Source organism: Thiofilum flexile DSM 14609, assembly GCF_000380185.1.
GTDB classification, from domain to species: domain Bacteria; phylum Pseudomonadota; class Gammaproteobacteria; order Thiotrichales; family Thiotrichaceae; genus Thiofilum; species Thiofilum flexile.
The window spans coordinates 87,340-104,911 of the sequence record NZ_KB904780.1; the positions used below are offsets into that span (position 1 = coordinate 87,340).

13 protein-coding genes are annotated in these 17,572 nt (G+C 43.4%); 5 read left to right on the forward strand and 8 right to left on the reverse strand.

From position 1 onward, the window contains the following. Positions 1-187: 187 nt before the first annotated feature. The 5 genes from A3IK_RS21585 to ffh all read right to left on the reverse strand — a co-directional run bounded on the left by A3IK_RS21585 (position 188) and on the right by ffh (position 7,060). Positions 188-1,492, reverse strand: a complete 1,305-nt coding sequence (locus A3IK_RS21585; RefSeq protein WP_211209446.1) for a DUF1287 domain-containing protein — start codon at positions 1,490-1,492, stop codon at positions 188-190. Positions 1,493-1,614: 122 nt separating this feature from the next. Beyond that, positions 1,615-2,853 (reverse strand): hypothetical protein, encoded by a 1,239-nt coding sequence (locus tag A3IK_RS0112545; RefSeq protein ID WP_020560334.1) that lies wholly within the window; start codon positions 2,851-2,853, stop codon positions 1,615-1,617. A gap of 211 nt (positions 2,854-3,064) precedes the next feature. Beyond that, the gene (locus A3IK_RS0112550; protein WP_020560335.1) at positions 3,065-3,652 is read right to left on the reverse strand and encodes a hypothetical protein; all 588 of its coding nucleotides are present in this window, start codon (positions 3,650-3,652) and stop codon (positions 3,065-3,067) included. Positions 3,653-4,333: 681 nt separating this feature from the next. Further along, positions 4,334-5,209, reverse strand: coding sequence for a hypothetical protein (locus A3IK_RS0112555; RefSeq protein WP_020560336.1), 876 nt, complete (start codon positions 5,207-5,209; stop codon positions 4,334-4,336). 474 nt (positions 5,210-5,683) lie between these two features. Then, on the reverse strand, positions 5,684-7,060 hold the full coding sequence (ffh, locus tag A3IK_RS0112560) for a signal recognition particle protein (RefSeq protein ID WP_020560337.1): 1,377 nt from the start codon (positions 7,058-7,060) through the stop codon (positions 5,684-5,686). A gap of 145 nt (positions 7,061-7,205) precedes the next feature. Here ffh and A3IK_RS0112565 point away from each other — a divergent pair, with 145 nt between their 5' ends. The 5 genes from A3IK_RS0112565 (at position 7,206) to A3IK_RS0112585 (ending at position 12,580) form a co-directional block, all read left to right on the forward strand. Next, entirely contained in the window at positions 7,206-7,991 is a 786-nt protein-coding gene (locus tag A3IK_RS0112565) for a cytochrome C assembly family protein (RefSeq protein ID WP_245539483.1), read from the forward strand. Then, positions 7,991-9,286, forward strand: coding sequence for an HlyC/CorC family transporter (locus A3IK_RS0112570; RefSeq protein ID WP_020560339.1), 1,296 nt, complete (start codon positions 7,991-7,993; stop codon positions 9,284-9,286). The genes A3IK_RS0112565 and A3IK_RS0112570 overlap by 1 nt, the downstream gene beginning before the upstream one ends. Next, a complete protein-coding gene (radA, locus tag A3IK_RS0112575) occupies positions 9,279-10,646 on the forward strand; it encodes a DNA repair protein RadA (protein ID WP_020560340.1) in 1,368 nt (455 codons plus the stop codon). The genes A3IK_RS0112570 and radA overlap by 8 nt, the downstream gene beginning before the upstream one ends. A 206-nt stretch (positions 10,647-10,852) precedes the next feature. Continuing rightward, the gene (locus tag A3IK_RS0112580; protein WP_020560341.1) at positions 10,853-12,358 is read left to right on the forward strand and encodes a DEAD/DEAH box helicase; all 1,506 of its coding nucleotides are present in this window, start codon (positions 10,853-10,855) and stop codon (positions 12,356-12,358) included. A 12-nt stretch (positions 12,359-12,370) separates the two neighbouring features. Continuing rightward, on the forward strand, positions 12,371-12,580 hold the full coding sequence (locus tag A3IK_RS0112585; protein ID WP_020560342.1) for a YdcH family protein: 210 nt from the start codon (positions 12,371-12,373) through the stop codon (positions 12,578-12,580). A gap of 52 nt (positions 12,581-12,632) precedes the next feature. Here the strand turns inward: A3IK_RS0112585 and mutT are convergent, their stop codons facing one another. Genes mutT through secA form a run of 3 tightly spaced genes read right to left on the reverse strand, consistent with a single transcriptional unit; the run spans position 12,633 to position 16,974 of the window. Then, on the reverse strand, positions 12,633-13,058 hold the full coding sequence (gene mutT, locus A3IK_RS0112590; RefSeq protein WP_020560343.1) for an 8-oxo-dGTP diphosphatase MutT: 426 nt from the start codon (positions 13,056-13,058) through the stop codon (positions 12,633-12,635). Continuing rightward, positions 13,039-14,247: a bifunctional glutamate N-acetyltransferase/amino-acid acetyltransferase ArgJ gene (argJ, locus tag A3IK_RS0112595; RefSeq protein ID WP_020560344.1), complete on the reverse strand. Its 1,209-nt coding sequence runs from the start codon at positions 14,245-14,247 to the stop codon at positions 13,039-13,041. The genes mutT and argJ overlap by 20 nt, the downstream gene beginning before the upstream one ends. A gap of 15 nt (positions 14,248-14,262) precedes the next feature. Next, the gene (gene secA, locus A3IK_RS0112600) at positions 14,263-16,974 is read right to left on the reverse strand and encodes a preprotein translocase subunit SecA (RefSeq protein ID WP_026220955.1); all 2,712 of its coding nucleotides are present in this window, start codon (positions 16,972-16,974) and stop codon (positions 14,263-14,265) included. Positions 16,975-17,572: the final 598 nt, after the last annotated feature.

Here is a 17,572-nt window from a genome sequence, read left to right on the forward strand (position 1 = left end):
TAAACCTTTATAAAATCCAAACTATTTTCCCAACTGTGAACCAGCCGGTCAAAGTAAACGGGCAATTGTACTGAGTTTCGCAAAAAAAGAAAGGTCTTTTGATCCAGATACCCGCCTCAATAATGAAAAAAGCCTTGTAAAAACTTACAAGGCTTTCTCGAAACATTGCAAAGATGCTATCTGTTGATTACATCGATACTAACTGTGTCGTACCGGCTCCACCTAAATAACGATAATGACCAGTAATAGGTAAGGTAAATAGCATATCTTCCATTTTAACCCCTCGTGCATCAATGTGATGTACAACTAAGGGTCGTCTTGGGTCAGCATCGGAGTAACGATCAACAATCACACCAATATGCTCTTGATCACCCCCTAAACTCCAAGTGACTAAATCACCAGGGCGATAATCGCTAGGGTTCTGACTATTAGGCAAACGTTGACCATATCGAGCAAAAAATGCTTTTAGATTATGTACCCGACGATGATCAATATTAGGATCAGGAGCACTCAAGCCCCATTTAGGTAAATTAGGATACGCGTTAAAGTTATACGTCATATCCTCATGGACTAAGCGCTGTAGATCAATTCCAAGCTGGCGATAAGAACGGATAACCACATCACTACATACCCCGATACTAGGAGGTACATCCCCATTTGGATAGCCTAGAGGAATATAGCGCCCATCATACATAACGCTAGTCCGTAGCCTATTCATAGCTGCATTGGATAAGCGACCAGCATCAATAACGGGTGCCATTGCAATTTGAATATATTGCTGTCTTGGCGCTGGTGCTGCTGGTGTATCTGCCCAAGCCCGTGCGGGAGCAGGATTACTACGCCAGTTTTGCTGTTGTCTTACCTGAGCGACTTGGGTACGGGTAACTCGTGCAGTATTATTATACTGAGCTACTCGAGCACTCGCCTGAGCACGCTTCCTAGTTTGCTCTTGTTCCCACTTGCGTTGGTAATTTAGCCACTCCTCTTCTCTAGCATTTATACGCGCTTGTGCAGCCGCTGCAGAGGCATAGGCTGCTGATGCATAGGCGTTATTCGCTTGAGGCGCACGCGGTTGTGGTCGTTGCACACGTCTTGCTGCTACAGGAGCGGGACGACGATAGGTAGGTGTCTCCCGTATTTCCCGTACTCTAGGCGTGACAACGGCTATTCTAGTTGGTCTAGTAGGAGTACTACCTATTTGAGCCTTAGTTATTTTAGTTGTCGTAGTGGTAGTTGATTTATTCCCTACCGAATTATTTCTAATCTCACCAAAGCTGGTGTCTGATAATACTGAGCTTCCATCACTTAGCTCGTTTTTACTTTCACTTAGCTCGTTTACAATTAGCTTAGATGTGTTAGAAAGTGTGTTGGTCGCAACGGTTTCGTCAGCGACTTTGGCAGGCGCAGGCGCAGAACAGCCGGAAAAACTACCCACCACCACCACAGACGTTACTAAGGTAACCCCTGTGCTAAATGCTCTTTTCATGAACATATCAATATCCATTATCCACCCACTGGTCAATGCCTCTACCCTGAGAAGCCCGTTGATAATTACTTTCGCCTGTTATAATCAACAGGCACCAAATGTTCACTGAATTTAAGCCAACTTAAACCTTAATAAGTAGGGCAAGTAGGTTTATAAGGGGTTTTCACTAACCCCCACCGATATTCCAGTGGCGCGTGTGGATCTGATACTAACAATTTATCTTCCACATTTTTCCGTAAATCGCGCAGCGTCATATAGTATTCTTCGCCTAGCGTCATTTGAACCATGCAGAATTTATTGAGTAGATCCATTTCACTTTTAGGTGGTTTGTCACGTGAGAACACCGCCTTGGCCCAACGTGCAGGCACAGAGTGCGGATCAAAGCGACCAATACGATCTAAATGATGGCGTACGGAGTCAAAAAACATCGTTAAACGTTTATCACGTCCGGGTGTCGAGTGATCATCGTATTCTCTAGCAGTCAAGCATTGACGCCCTTCACGACGGACTTTTTGTAGATACCATAAGGCATCATACACATACACACTACGATCATTAGCATACATACATAGCGCTAATAATAAACGCAGTGTTTTTTCGTCAGGCTTCTCTGCACGCTTGCCTAATTTGCGTGAAATCACATCTGTAAAAGCTACATAGTCAAAATTTAAATCTCTCGCTAGCTGGAACTGCTCGGTACTAAATCCGGGTTGCTGGCTTTGTGAGAGTCTAATATTTTGCGGCTGTTTAAAGCGGCGATAACCGTCTGCAAAATTCTTATCTTCCGGTACATAGAAAGGGAAAGAAGGTGTTCTTAATAAGTAACGTGCCGATTTTGGAGTAGTAGACGCTTGTACCTCTGCAATACCGGGGTCAGTCACATTAACGATTTGATAAGAGTGAACCCCCGGAGCTACATAAAGATCACCAGGGCGAATCTCTGCTAAGGCAATAGGATAAGTATCCTGACGCAATGACTTGGTACTGGTCATATCCGCTACGTAGTCCATAAACTTACGCACCCGCACAGGTGGAGGTAAGTTATCCCAAGTTTTCATATCATTGCTGATAAGCTTGCCAGGTGATTGTTGGTTATTGACAACAAACGGTAAGTTATTTTCATATGAAAACATTAAACGCATGGCATAAACAGCATCCGCGCAATCATTTTCAAACTTATAGTAGATAGGTTTAGCGGGGTTCATAAAAATATCATCTTTTAGATTAGTTTTTACCCACGCACGATAACGTTCCTCCCATGTATCGTCCCATTGATTTACTGTATCCCATACCGCAGCATTCGCAGAATGCGATAAAACGGACAGGCTGGTAATACACAGCAGCGCAAAGTATTTGATTTTTTTCATAGATCCTAAAGACCACCTGGCAAAATGAGCGACTAAGTGCCTAATCTTAAGCGGATATTCAATGCTCAGAATTAGCTAAAACGCCTAGACTAATTGCCAGACTCAATAATTTCAAGCCAAAAAAAATGCCTGGTTACTCGACATAACCAGGCATAATCACTACATAAACGATTTAATAGCTTAGCGAATTATCACCTAGCCTGTTACATCATTACTCGTCTTGCATTTGCATGATAGCTTCACGAGTCGCAGGTGTTAATACAACTGGTCCTTTGTAGTTACCTTTCGCTTTAATAGAAGGTACAACAACCTCAGGGACAATGACTTGTACTGGGCGTGGTTGTACATATGGACGTGGTTGTACATAAGGGCGTGGTTGCACATAAGGACGTGGTTGTACTGGACGCACATAGGGGCGTTGTACTGGACGTACATAGGGGCGTTGTACTGGACGTACATATGGACGTGGTTGTGGACGTACATAAGGACGTACAGGACGTGGTTGTACATAAGGACGTGTATTACATTGACTGCAATCGTATTTAATGATGGTTTTAACTTCTGGCTCAACTGTTTCTGTTTCAACAACTTCAGTTGTAGTTGTTGTAGTTTCAGCAGTATCAATAGCAGTATCAATAACCTCTGTAGAGCCTTGAGAAGCTTGTTGAGAAGATTGTTGGCTACCTGTGGTTTGTTGAGCAGGGCTGGCGCTTGCATCTGCTGATTGTTGGCTACAACCTGTAGCAAACATACCCATCACCATCAATGCGGCTAGTGTTAATTGAGTTTTAATTTTCATGAGTCTTCGTCTCTTTGTTGTTTAAATGAAAGCAGCTTCAAATAATACCAAGAAGTTGTGGTTGCTAAGCAACAAAATCAGATCAAGCGACATTATATAGTATAAATTTTTATAATATCAAGGACTTAAGTTTACAGGTAGATACCGCAATTATCTTAGACAATCGACGTGTTACCTATTAATCACTTAGTTTGAATGAGCTGTGTGAATACAGCCACATAGATTAAGATGACTGACACAATCTCACTCTATTATCTAAGTTAACAAATAGATAGCAGTTGTATTGTGCTTAGAAATCCTGAAATGCTTTTAGTCCCAATCTGTTTATTGCCCCGGCTTCTTTAGAAGCCTAATTTAAGTACTAAAGCAATCCCTTACGTTTTTAACTATGTACCAGCGCTCCCTCTCTAGTACACAAATCTAATCAAAAACCACACTCAAATAGTATAATTACTGATTAGTATGTCTCATATTTACCACATAAACAAGCAATTTACAGATAAGCTGGCGTCTTTTTAATGAGCTTATCCTTTTCGCTAGGCACTGCTTGCCCAGCAACACCCCCTTAGTGCTAGTGTCTTAATGCAAACCAAAAAAAACGTCCAGCCTTATCTGCTAAGACTGGACGTTAACACATCTGAGCTGAACTCAGATTATCTAACTACTCTAAGAATAATTAAATTACTGAGCTTGTTGATAATCGCTCATCATTTTTAAAGTAGCTGGATTGTAGCCGATTGGGCCTTTGTAGTTACCTTTTGCTTTAATAGGTGGAATAGCAATAGTTGGTACATCTACTACTGGAGGTAAAGGACGTGGCACAGGACGTACTACTGGTGGACGCACCATTACTGGTGGACGTACATATACGGGTGGGCGTGGACGTACTGGCGGACGTGGACGTACTGCTGGACGTGGACGAGCAGTGCGGCAGCCATACGCATGAGTATGGTTACGGTTAGTGAAAGGATGGCTGTGAGTAACAGAATTGGTACAACCAGGAATAGCTGGATGCATATGTAACCATTTATTACCCGCTTGACGACGTGGAGCAACAACTCGACCACCGCCTCTTCTTGGAGGAGGACGTTTAATGATTGGGCGAGAACCACCTTTACAACTGTAATGATGAGAGTGATTACGGTTAGTGAAAGGATGGCTGTGAGTAATAGAGTTGGTGCAACCAGGAATAGCTGGATGGGTATGTGACCACTGACCACCACCGCCTGATGGACGACGACCAGGACGATTAACAGGACGTCTACCGCATTTGCTGCAGTCAACAACTGTACGTACTACTTCTTTAACAACAACAGACGGTGTTGTTGGCTCTACAGGCTCAACGACAACTTTTTCACCTTCTTCACCCACTACTGCTGTTGCTTGTTGAGAAGTTTGTTGCGAAGTAGTTTGTTGAGAAGTTGTTTGTTGAGAGGTGGCTTGTGTTGTTTGCTGAGCTGGGCTAACGCTAGCATCGGCTGATTGTTGGCTACAACCCGATGCGAACAGACCCATAGCCATTAATGCCGCCAATGTGAGCTGAGTCTTGATTTTCATAATCTTAAGTCTCTTTCGTTGTTTAAGGGAAAGCATTTCAAATATAGTCAATACTTATTATCAACTACGTCATAAATATTTAGCACGAACCGAACACCTTAAGCCTAACCATCATAAGCTGGCTAATTCGACGCACTCCATGCTTCTTGGGGCGATGTGGAATCCCCACCTGCCTAAGTTGCCTTGAATAAATGAAAAGTTCAATAGCAAAATACAACAAAGTTGCGAGAAAACACATTTTTGAGCGCAAGAAGTGCTTTTATACAACAAACTAACTAAACTGGAGCTAAAGCAAATAAAATTTATTAGCTTTTGGATAAGATTAGTCGATAAGGTGTCTGTCCTAGTGTACTAAATCTTTTTGGTAACAAAGGTAAGGTGCCCTCGTCAATATCTTACGATAGTAAAGCGTTCATAGGAACTACAACTTAATACCATCAAAAATACTAATTAGCCTACTCGCTCTAGGAGCGCTTATCCCCCGATGGGTGGTGAGCCACCACCATTAAAAGGTAAACGTCCTTTCATAGTCTGCATTAGCTTACGCATTCCTCCTTTGGAAAATTGCTTCATCGCTTTACTCATTTGCATATGTTGTTTGAGTAAGCGATTGACATCCTGCACTTGCAGACCACTCCCCGCTGCAATACGCCGCTTGCGCGATGCCTTAATCACCTCTGGATCACGCCGCTCCTGAGGTGTCATGGAGTTAATAATAGCAATCATTTGCCGAATTTCACGGTCATTAGCTCGATTTTTTACTTGCTCTGGCACATTACCCATGCCCGGCAGCTTATCCATTAGGCTAGCAATGCCGCCCATTTTCAGCATTTGCTCCATTTGCTCTTTGAGATCTTCAAAGTCAAAGCCTTTGCCTTTATTCAGCTTTTGAGCGAGTTTTTTAGCTTTCTCATGATCTACCTGACGCTGAGCATCCTCAATCAAGCTCAGCACATCACCCATACCTAAAATACGAGAAGCCATCCGATCGGGATGAAACGGCTCTAAGGCATCTAATTTTTCGCCAACACCAATAAACTTAATCGGTTTACCCGTAATATGACGGACTGATAGAGCTGCCCCTCCGCGTGCATCCCCATCCGCTTTAGTCAACACGACCCCCGTGAGAGGTAAGGCATCATTAAACGCTTTAGCTGTATTCGCAGCATCCTGTCCGGTCATGCTATCGACAACAAACAAGGTTTCAATGGGATGAACAGCCGCATGTAGCTCCTGAATCTCTCCCATCATCTCCGCATCAATATGCAAACGACCTGCGGTATCGATAATCAATACATCAAAATATTTTAGTTTAGCTTCATTATAGGCGGCTTTAGCAATAGCTACAGGCTTTTGATCAGGCTGACTGGGGAAAAATACGCCGCCGGTTTGTTGCGCAACCGTTTCTAACTGCTTAATCGCTGCCGGACGATACACATCACAACTCACCACCATGACGCTTTTCTTTTCCCGCTCTTTGAGAAAACGGGTTAACTTACCTACCGTCGTGGTCTTGCCCGCCCCTTGCAAACCTGCCATTAAAATCACCGCAGGTGGCTGACTATTGAGTGCTAGAGCCTCATTTGCCTTACCCATGACCGCCACTAACTCGTCATTGACGACTTTAATTAAGGCTTGTCCGGGTGTTAGGCTGGTTAAAACCTCCTGCCCTACCGCACGGGTTTTAACATTTTCAATAAAACTTCTTACTACAGGTAGAGCGACATCGGCCTCTAGCAAAGCCATTCGCACATCACGTAGCGCTTCTTTAATATTATCCTCTGTTAAACGTGCTTGGCCACGCAACTTTTTAACAGTCTGAGAAAGACGGCCACTTAAATTTTCAAACATGATTTGTTCTTCTGCTAGTCCGAGTCGGGTACATCTTGGTATGATAACACCAAATGTGCTATTTCATTCCACTGGTCACGAAATAGCTTGCTAACCTTTAAAACACTTATACCGTACAATGACAATAATGACGACCCTGTTGGCTATGATAGCTTGGTCTTTAGTTTGGCTTACTCTATTTCTCCAACTATACAAAGCCCCAGATCAACCAACACCACGCCTACTGCAACTTAAATGGTTAAAACCATTAATGTTAATAGCACTCGCTGCACATGGCTTGAGTTTACTATGGCTAATGCGTACCCATATGGGCTTTGCTTTAAGTTTTAACTTAGCCGCGTCTTTAGTCATGTGGCTTACCAACCTATTACTCTTCTTTGCCCAACTCAAACGTCCGGTACAAAGCCTAAGTTTATTCACCCTCCCTTTCACCTTAATCAGCCTCCTCATTCAGATGTTTTCTCAACCTACCGGCTATATGATTAGTTTAAATAATGGCTTGGATATTCATATTATTATTTCACTACTGGCTTATAGCATGCTAACCTTAGCCGCTTTTCAAGCTATCTTACTCTCTATCCAAAACCATTATCTGCATAAACGCCAATCTATTTTAATTCTAAAATCATTACCTCCCTTACTCGACATGGAAGATTTATTGTTTCGGCTGATTTTTACCGGTGTAATACTACTAACCCTAGGTCTACTCACGGGCTTTATTTATTTAACTGATTTATTTGCTCAACATGTTGCACATAAAACAGTTCTATCCCTAATCGCTTGGCTGATATTTACTACTTTATTAATCGGACATTGGCGCTATGGCTGGCGGGGACGTATTGCGATACGATGGACATTGATAGGAAGTGTTATTTTAATGCTGGGTTTCTTAGGCAGTAAATTTGTTATTGAATATTTGGTGCAACGTTAATGAGTATAGATAGTATCCCTATTAGTATATTAGTGATAGCTTTAGTAGGATTATTCAGCTTATCTGCGTTTTTTTCTGGCTCTGAAACAGCCTTAATGACCCTTAATCGTTATCGCTTACGGCATCTAGCCGATCAAAATCATAAAGGTGCCCTATTAGCTCAAAAGCTACTAGACGATCCAGAACGCCTAATCGGTATGATTTTATTAGGCAATAACTTTATTAATATTATTATCACGCAATTAGCCACCCTATTAGGCTTGCGTTTATTTGGTGATGCGGGTTTAGCCTTAGCGACGGGTATTTTAACCTTATTATTACTCATCTTTGGTGAGGTCATGCCTAAGACAGTAGGAGCCTTGCACCCTGAGCGTATTGCTTTTCCGGCTGCTTATATTTACTCGGCAATGCTTAAAGTCTTATGGCCTTTTGTCTGGATTGTTAATAGCCTAGTGAGTGCTTTACTGAAACTTTTCGGCTTAAGCTCAGACAGTAGTAATCGCATTGCACTCAGCCGTGAAGAACTGCGTAGTGTCGTAACAGCAGCCGGCACTACTATTCCCAAAAACCACGTTGATATGTTAGTGAGTGTATTAGATTTAGAGTCTACTACTATCGAAGATATTATGATTCCACGCAGTCAAATCTATGCTATCGATTTAGAAAGCGACTGGAGCGATATTGAAGATCAACTCTCTAGAAGTAACTTTACCCGCATTTTAGTTTATCGTGATAGTTTAGATCAGGTCGAAGGCTTTGTGCATGTACGTAAAATATTTCCTTTATTACGCGATGGCTATTTAACTCGTGAGCGTTTAGAAAGTATTATTCGTCCTGCTTATTTTGTCCCAGAAGGGGTCAGCTTAACTCAGCAGCTTATTAATTTCAGAGAAGAAGCGCGTAGAATTGCCGTGGTAGTGGATGAATATGGTGAGGTACAGGGCTTAATTACCATGGAGGATATTCTAGAGGAAATAGTCGGTGAGTTTTCAACGGTTCCGCCGAGTTTATCACGAGAGATTCTGCATAGAGAAGATGGTAGCGCGAGTGTCGATGGTAGTTTACATTTACGTGAAATTAATCGCCTCCTTGAAATTAATCTACCTACTGATGGTGCCAAAACTTTAAATGGTTTAATTACCGAGCATTTGCAAGAGATACCTGTGCCTAGTATGACGGTATTAATTAATGATTATCCGATAGAAATTCGTAAAACTCGCAATAATGCGGTGAAGACCGCTATTATTTACCCACGTTTAATTCGTGATTCAGAGCAAGATAATCCTAATGGCTAAACCTAAAACACAATATGTTTGCTCTCAATGCGGTGCTATTCAAAGTAAATGGATTGGACAATGCCCTGATTGTGAGGCTTGGAATACCTTAGAAGAAACGGTTGCCATCAGCGTCTCGGCAGCTAAACCGCAAAGCTCACGTTTTAGTGGGTATGCGGGTGATAAAATACAAATTCAATCCCTTAAGGATATTAGTGTCCAAGAAGATCCACGCCTACCGACCAGTATGCCGGAATTAGATCGGGTCTTGGGTGGCGGATTGGTAAATGGCTCGGTGGTATTGATCGGTGGTGATCCGGGCATTGGTAAATCCACTATTTTATTGCAGGCTTTATGCGGTTTACCGGAGATATCTAGCTTATATGTCACCGGCGAGGAGTCCATGCAGCAAGTGGGTTTACGAGCACATCGCTTAAATCTACCCGCTGGGCACCTCAGGCTTTTGACTGAAACCTGTGTGGAAACTATTATTGCATTGGCGATGATTGAAAAGCCTAAAATTATGGTGGTAGACTCCATTCAAACGATTTTTACCGAGCAATTACAATCAGCACCCGGTTCAGTAAGCCAGATTCGTGAGGCTGCCGCACAATTAGTGCGTTTTGCCAAACAAACCCAAACCTCCTTGTTTATTGTGGGTCATGTGACTAAAGAAGGAACTTTAGCAGGGCCTCGTGTATTAGAGCATATGGTTGATACCGTACTCTATTTTGAAGGTGATCCGGGAGGACGCTATCGTATTTTGCGTGCGGTGAAAAATCGTTTTGGGGCAGTGAATGAGTTAGGCGTATTTGCTATGACAGAAACGGGTTTGCGAGGTATTAATAACCCATCAGCCATTTTCTTATCACGCCATGAGGAACCCGTCGCAGGTAGTGTTATTATGGTGACACGCGAGGGTACTCGCCCTTTACTGGTGGAATTACAAGCATTAGTAGATAGTAGTCATGGCGGACATTCACGGCGTTTAACACTAGGGCTAGAGCAAAATCGTCTAGCTATGTTATTAGCCGTCTTGCATCGTCATGGACAAATATCTATGTTTGATCAAGATGTATTTATCAATATCGTAGGTGGTGTTAAGATCTCAGAAACAGCAGCTGATTTACCATTGTTATTAGCCGCTTTATCTAGTTTTAGAAATCGCCCCTTACCTGCCGACTTAATTGTATTTGGAGAAGTGGGTTTAGCGGGTGAAATCCGCCCAGTACCCAATGGCGAGGAGAGACTACAGGAAGCTGTAAAACATGGCTTTAAACGCGCAATTATACCTAAGGCTAATAAGCCGCATCATACTATTCAGGGTATGGACATTATCGCCGTGCCACGATTAGATAAAGCTATTGAGATTTTGATGTAAATTTACCACACATTTAGCTCAGAGCTGTTGACTAGATGCAACATATATAATAGTTTAAAGTCAGTGTTGAGGTCGCAATTTCAATTTCACAAATCTGGGTCTTGTGCGGCTATTTACGAAGGCTCCTAATGCTAATTTCCCCTTTTTAATGTCTAAAGAAAAGGTTCTAACGCTACCTAAGCGTACTCATCCGGGGAGTATATGTCTTGTCTTTTGAGGATTTAGGTTTAAATAAAGAATTTGTAACTAGTGTACAAGCGGCTGGTTACGAACATCCTACCGAGTTACAACAACAACTCATCCCTTGTATTAATAAGGGTAGTAGTGTATTGGTATGGACACAATCCGCTTCAGGGAAAACAGGATCATTTTTGATACCTGCGATAAGCTATATCTTATCTAATCCTTTAGAAGAACATCGCGGCGCTCGGGTACTAATCCTTACCTCTCGTCGTGACCGTGTGAATCAAATTACTTACACGATCAAACGCTTGTTAGGAGAACAGTCCATCCGCACGGGTTTTATCGTCAGTGGTCGCCCCTATCAACCACAAATGCGTCTCTTGCGTCGCCCCTTAGATTTAATGATTGCGACACCAGGACGTTTAAATGATTTAGTGGATAACAATAAGGCGAGCTTTAATAGCTTAGAAATGCTGATTATTGATGACCTGACTGCTATTTATAAAAAGGGCTTGCATCCTTTAATCGACAAAATTCTTGCTCAGCGTACCAACCCTTATCCCATTATTGCGTTTGTACGCCATGATGATCAAGTGACCCCTTATGCCAGACAAATGCTAACGGGTGCAGAAGAGATCACTATTCAAGATGAGAAAACCCAGCTACTCCAACTCAAGCAACAGATTTATCTCGCTGATGATTACACCCATAAGATTGCACTGATGGATCATCTCCTTGATCAGCGCCAAGTGATTCCGACCATTATCTATACAGTGAGCGCTAAGACCGCCAAGTCATTAGCCGATAGTCTAGCCAATCATGGTCATACTGCAGATGCTGTTCATCTCTTAGCCGAAGAGGAACGCAATACCGAAGCCTGCCCTATTCTCATCGTCGCGGATCAAGAAGGTATTCAAGCTGAAGTGAATGGTGGCGAGCGCGTGATTCATTTTGATGTGCCCGAAAAGGTCGAACACTATGTTAGTCGCCTACAAGAGTTCTTAGATGAACCTAATGTCACGCCTATTGTGATGTTAGTAGGACGTCAAGAACGGGAACAATTGAAGAAAATTGAAGAATATTTAGGTGAAGCCTTTGAGCAACGGACAGTGGTAGGATTAGAACCCTCCAACCGCCCCGTTAATCGCAATAAAACCGAGCGTGAACCACGCCATGGTGCGCAACCTTATGCGAAACGCCCACCTCGGACTAATGGCAGTAATGACTCACGCCCTCAGCGTCCTAATTACAATCAAGGACAAGGGGCTAATGGTCAAGAGGAACGTCGCTCTAATCAAACCAACAATCGTAAAGGCCCTTATGGTCGTACGAATGGTGGTGGTCAGAACACCAATCCAGCACGCAAACGCACCGACACTATGCGCTCTAACCCAGCCTCAGGTCATGATGCTCCCTATGCCATAGGTGATTGGGAAAACCAAACCGACTATATGCCTGCTAAGACTGCCAACCCAGACAAAAAGGTCGTGATTCGTTATAAAGAAAAGCGGCGCACCTTGTTAAAATAACCAATATTGATCATGCTAACCCAACCACCCCAACACGAACTACGTGAACAGCTTGCCAAAATGCGCTACGAACACCGTGAATTAGATGAGCAAATCAATGCTTTAATAGCGAGTGGTTCTTACGATCAGCTACAAGTTTCACGCATGAAAAAACGCAAACTTCAGCTTAAAGATATGATTCAAAAGCTCAATAGCGCATTAATTCCAGATATGAATGCCTAGCACATCAATGAACTTAAAAGGCGAAGATAACAGCTAATAGCGCTTTAAAGGACTAACTATTAAGCGCTACTAAACGCTGTACTATGGGTAGATTGGCCTCTGGAAACGTTAGGCTACTCAAGGTCGACCAAGTAAACCATTGTACTTCTTGGTCTTCTAAGCCTTGGGGAGTCCCATGAAAATCATGCACCCACCAAAACTCTAAATGCACCTGTTTTTCTGGGTAGCAATATTCTATTTTATGAAAAAGCTGCAAGGTATTAGGATTAGCTTGAATCCCTAGCTCCTCAGCTAGCTCGCGTGCTAAAGCCTCAGTAGGTAATTCATGAGGCTCGACTTTACCGCCCGGAAATTCCCATTTGCCCCCTTGATGCTTATGCATGGGACGTTTAGCAAGGAGCACCTGACGGCTATCATTGCTCACAATAATAGCCGCCACGACATGAATAATGGGCAGATTAGCTGCGGTATTCGGCATTGATTTTTACGTAGTCAAAGGAAAAATCACAAGTCCATACATTTGCCATGGCAGTACCACGCCCCAAAATAATACGAATTTTAATCTCGTCTTTTTTGGTTTCAGCTTGGCCTTGAGCCTCGGTATACTCTGGTGATGGCTGTCCACCACTGACTAGCAAAGTATCCCCTAGATAAATACTCACGCGTGATACATCTAAGGCCTCAATAGGACTGCGCCCCGCAGCGGCTAAGATACGTCCCCAATTAGGGTCACTGGCAAATAGTGCCGTTTTTACCAATGGCGATAAGGCCACGGTATTAGCAACAATATGTGCCTCTTCTCGGCTCCGCGCTTCTTCGACTTGAATATCAATAAACTTAGTCGCCCCTTCGCCATCGCGTACAATCGCTTGAGCAAGGAACATACAAACCTCTTTTAAAGCGGCTTGGAAGGCAGCTAGTTCTGCCTTACCTATAGCTACACCCGATGCACCCGTAGCAATTAATACTAAGGCATCATTGGTTGAGGTATCCCCATCAATGGTAATGCAGTTAAAGGTATCATCCACCACATTAGTTAATGTCTGTTGTAATACACTGGCTTCAACTTGGGCATCGGTAGCAATATAGCTCAACATGGTTGCCATATTGGGATGAATCATCCCCGCACCTTTGGCAATACCCGTAATAGTCACAGTATTGCCACCGATATCGACCTGTTTACTAATACCCTTAGGCAAGGTATCGGTCGTCATAATGGCACGCGAGGCGCGCATCCAATTATCTTCAGTGAGCAGCGAAAAAAGTTCAGGTAGGGCTGCAGTGACTTTATCCACTGGCAATTGCACACCGATCACACCCGTTGAAAACGGTAACACTTGCTCAGGATTAACACCCGCTACATCGGCTAGGGCACCACAAGTATTCGTAGCCGCAATTAACCCCTGACTGCCTGTACCCGCATTCGCATTACCCGCATTCACTAATAAATAGCGAATGGGTGCTTGAGCCAAATGTTGACGCGCCACAGTCACGGGAGCCGCACAAAATGCATTGCGGGTAAATACCGCCGCCACTGAACTCCCCTCGGCGGCTTCAATCAGTAGCATATCATCACGATTCTTATAGCGAATGCCTGCATTGATCGCGGCAAGACGAATACCTTTTATCGGTAATAGATACTCTGGAACCTGTAAATGAACGGCCATAACATCCCCCTTTTTTTAAGCCAATTGACCATGACATTGTTTATATTTTTTGCCCGATCCACAAGGGCAAGGATCATTCCGCCCCACTTTGGTTTTATCAATACGATAAGGTTTCTCTGGCGTCATCGCATCCACCACCTCATCCTCCTCTTCGGCCTGAAGAGCGCTCGTTACGCGTGGATGGGAATACTGGCGATATTGTGGCTCAGGGGTTGGCTCTGGTTCTGGTGCGGTGGTATTGACCTGAATCCGCGCGAGGAAGGAAATAACCTCATGTTTAATCCGCTCCAACATTTCTTGGAACATCTCAAACGCTTCACGCTTATATTCTTGTTTAGGATTCTTTTGGGCATAACCACGCAATCCCACACTTTGACGCAGATAATCCATCGCCGCCAAATGATCTTTCCAATGCGAGTCGACAATATGCAGCATCACCTCACGCTCTAAGCGGCGCATATTCTCCGTACCAATTAAGGCTTCTTTATCCTGTAAAACCTTCTCTACTTCGATTTGAATACGCTCGCGTAAGGTTTCTTCATATAAGTTTTTATCACTATCCAGCCATTCCTGTACAGGTAAGGTCAAAGCAAAGTCTTCATTAAGCTGCTTTTCTAAGCCGGGAATATCCCACTGCTCAGACATACTACCCACCGGAATATGCTTACTAATCACGCTATCAACAACATCCGCTCGAATCGATTCAATCATTTCGTGAATGTCTTGTACTTCTAGCAGATCAGAACGTTGCTCATAAATCACCTTACGCTGATCATTCGCCACATCATCGTATTCTAATAAGTGTTTACGAATATCATAGTTATGAGCCTCGACTTTAGCTTGAGCGCTTTCAATCGAACGTGATACTAGACCTGCCTCAATCGCCTGTCCTTTTTCCATACCTAATTTTTGCATCAGACCTTTCACACGGTCAGAGGCAAAAATACGCATTAAATTATCTTCTAAGGATAGATAAAAGCGCGATGACCCCGGATCGCCCTGACGTCCAGAACGTCCACGGAGCTGATTATCAATCCGGCGTGACTCATGACGCTCAGTCCCTACAATGTGCAAACCACCCGATGCAATCACAGCATCATGGCGTTTTTTCCACATGGCTCTGATCTTTTCTACGGCCTCCGGTGTGCGATTATCGCCGAGCATATTCAGCTCTTCTTCCAGACTACCGCCGAGCATAATATCCGTACCACGCCCCGCCATATTCGTCGCAATCGTGACCGCTCCAGGGCGTCCTGCATTGGCAATAATATGCGCCTCACGCTCATGTTGCTTGGCATTCAATACTTCATGGGGAATACGTAGGGCTTTTAATTTATCTGATACTAATTCTGAGTTTTCAATCGACGCCGTACCGACTAAGACCGGACGTCCTTTTTCCACGCACTGCTGAATGTCTTTAATAATCGCATCGTATTTTTCATCGATAGTCATATAGATCAAATCATTAGAATCGACACGAATCATGGGTTTATTCGTCGGAATCACCACTACTTCAAGGTTATAAATTTGTTGTAATTCAAACGCTTCGGTATCGGCTGTGCCCGTCATACCCGAAAGTTTTTTATACAGACGGAAGTAATTTTGGAAGGTAATAGAGGCTAGGGTTTGGTTTTCTGCTTGAATATCCACCCCTTCTTTAGCTTCAATCGCTTGGTGTAGACCTTCTGACCAACGCCGACCGGGCATAGTGCGTCCGGTAAACTCATCAACAATAACGATTTTATTATCGCGTACTATGTAATCGATATTACGCTGGAACAGGGAGTGCGCACGTAAGGCCGCATTTAAATGGTGTAGGATAGTGATACTAGCTGCATCGTACAGACCTGCATCCGTTAATACTCCTGCCTCTTGTAGGAATTGCTCGGCATGCTCTTGGCCTTCTTCCGTCAAATAGACTTGGCGTGCTTTTTCATCAACATAATAGTCGCCCTCGCCCTCATCTTTTTCCCCACCCGGTTTACGTTTGAGCTTTGGCACTATGATATCTAATGCACGATAGAGATCTGAAGCATCTTGGCTAGGGCCGGAGATAATTAACGGGGTACGCGCCTCGTCAATCAGGATGGAGTCGACCTCGTCCACAATGGCATAGTTAAGTTCGCGTTGAACGCGCTCTTCTTTACTAAAGGCCATATTGTCGCGCAGATAATCAAAACCAAATTCATTATTAGTGCCATAGGTAATATCCGCACCATAAGAATCACGACGTTGATTAGAGTCTAATTCACTAATAATGACGCCGGTCGTTAAACCTAAAAAGCCATAGAGCTTAGCCATGGTATTGGCATCACGTTGTGCTAGATAGTCGTTGACGGTAATGACATGCACCCCTTTATCGGAGAGCGCATTCAGGTAAGCGGTGAGTGTTGCTACTAAGGTTTTACCCTCACCTGTACGCATTTCCGCAATTTTACCATCATGTAGCACCATACCCCCGATTAGCTGCACATCGTAGTGGCGCATGCCTAATACCCGTTTGCTGGCCTCACGCACGGTCGCAAAGGCTTCTGGCAATAGGGCATCAAGGGTTTCTCCTTTAGCATACCGAGCCCGAAACTCTGTTGTTTTAGCCTTCAATTGCTCATCGCTCAGAGCGACAAATTTATCCTCTAAGTCATTAATCATTTTAACGACTTTTGAATATCCTTTAATCAGTCGATCATTGCGACTTCCGAATAACTTTCTGGCAACAGAACCGAGCATACGCTTTATTATCTCCTATTCATCCACCTAACTGGGTGGAAACAGCGCCATATTACTAAAGGTCAAGGTTATATTTCTTGAGTAGGCTAGACATCTTAGACCTTATATGGGTCTATCAACGGCAAATACAAGCCCCTTGTACATAGATATCATCTTGCTAGCTGGCTAATCATCAACATCAAAACCCTATACTTATATTAAGCTATAAGCGGTGCTTTATTATGGCATCTTAATTTCGGGCTGAATTCTAGCGTAAAAGCATAGACGTAATGTGAATTAATTAGCAACAGATGAATCCATACCACTTTCACACCACTATCTTTGTTTACCCTCCACTCTAAACCTTATTGTCAAGCCCTGCAAAACTTACTCTACCCATCTATGACTTGACAAAAAAACTACCGCCATGGTTCCAACCCTAGCTCCTGAGCGGAGCATCCATAGCTTCATGGCGAATCATGACCCACCTTTTAAATAATTAATAGAAGCTATCGAAAATACTACATTGACGCCGATGGTGAAGCTGAGTAGTGTTTAAGGGGAGTCATCAGCACAGAGGTTTAGGGGATCTGGCTGATTAGCTCAATAAAGCGATTAG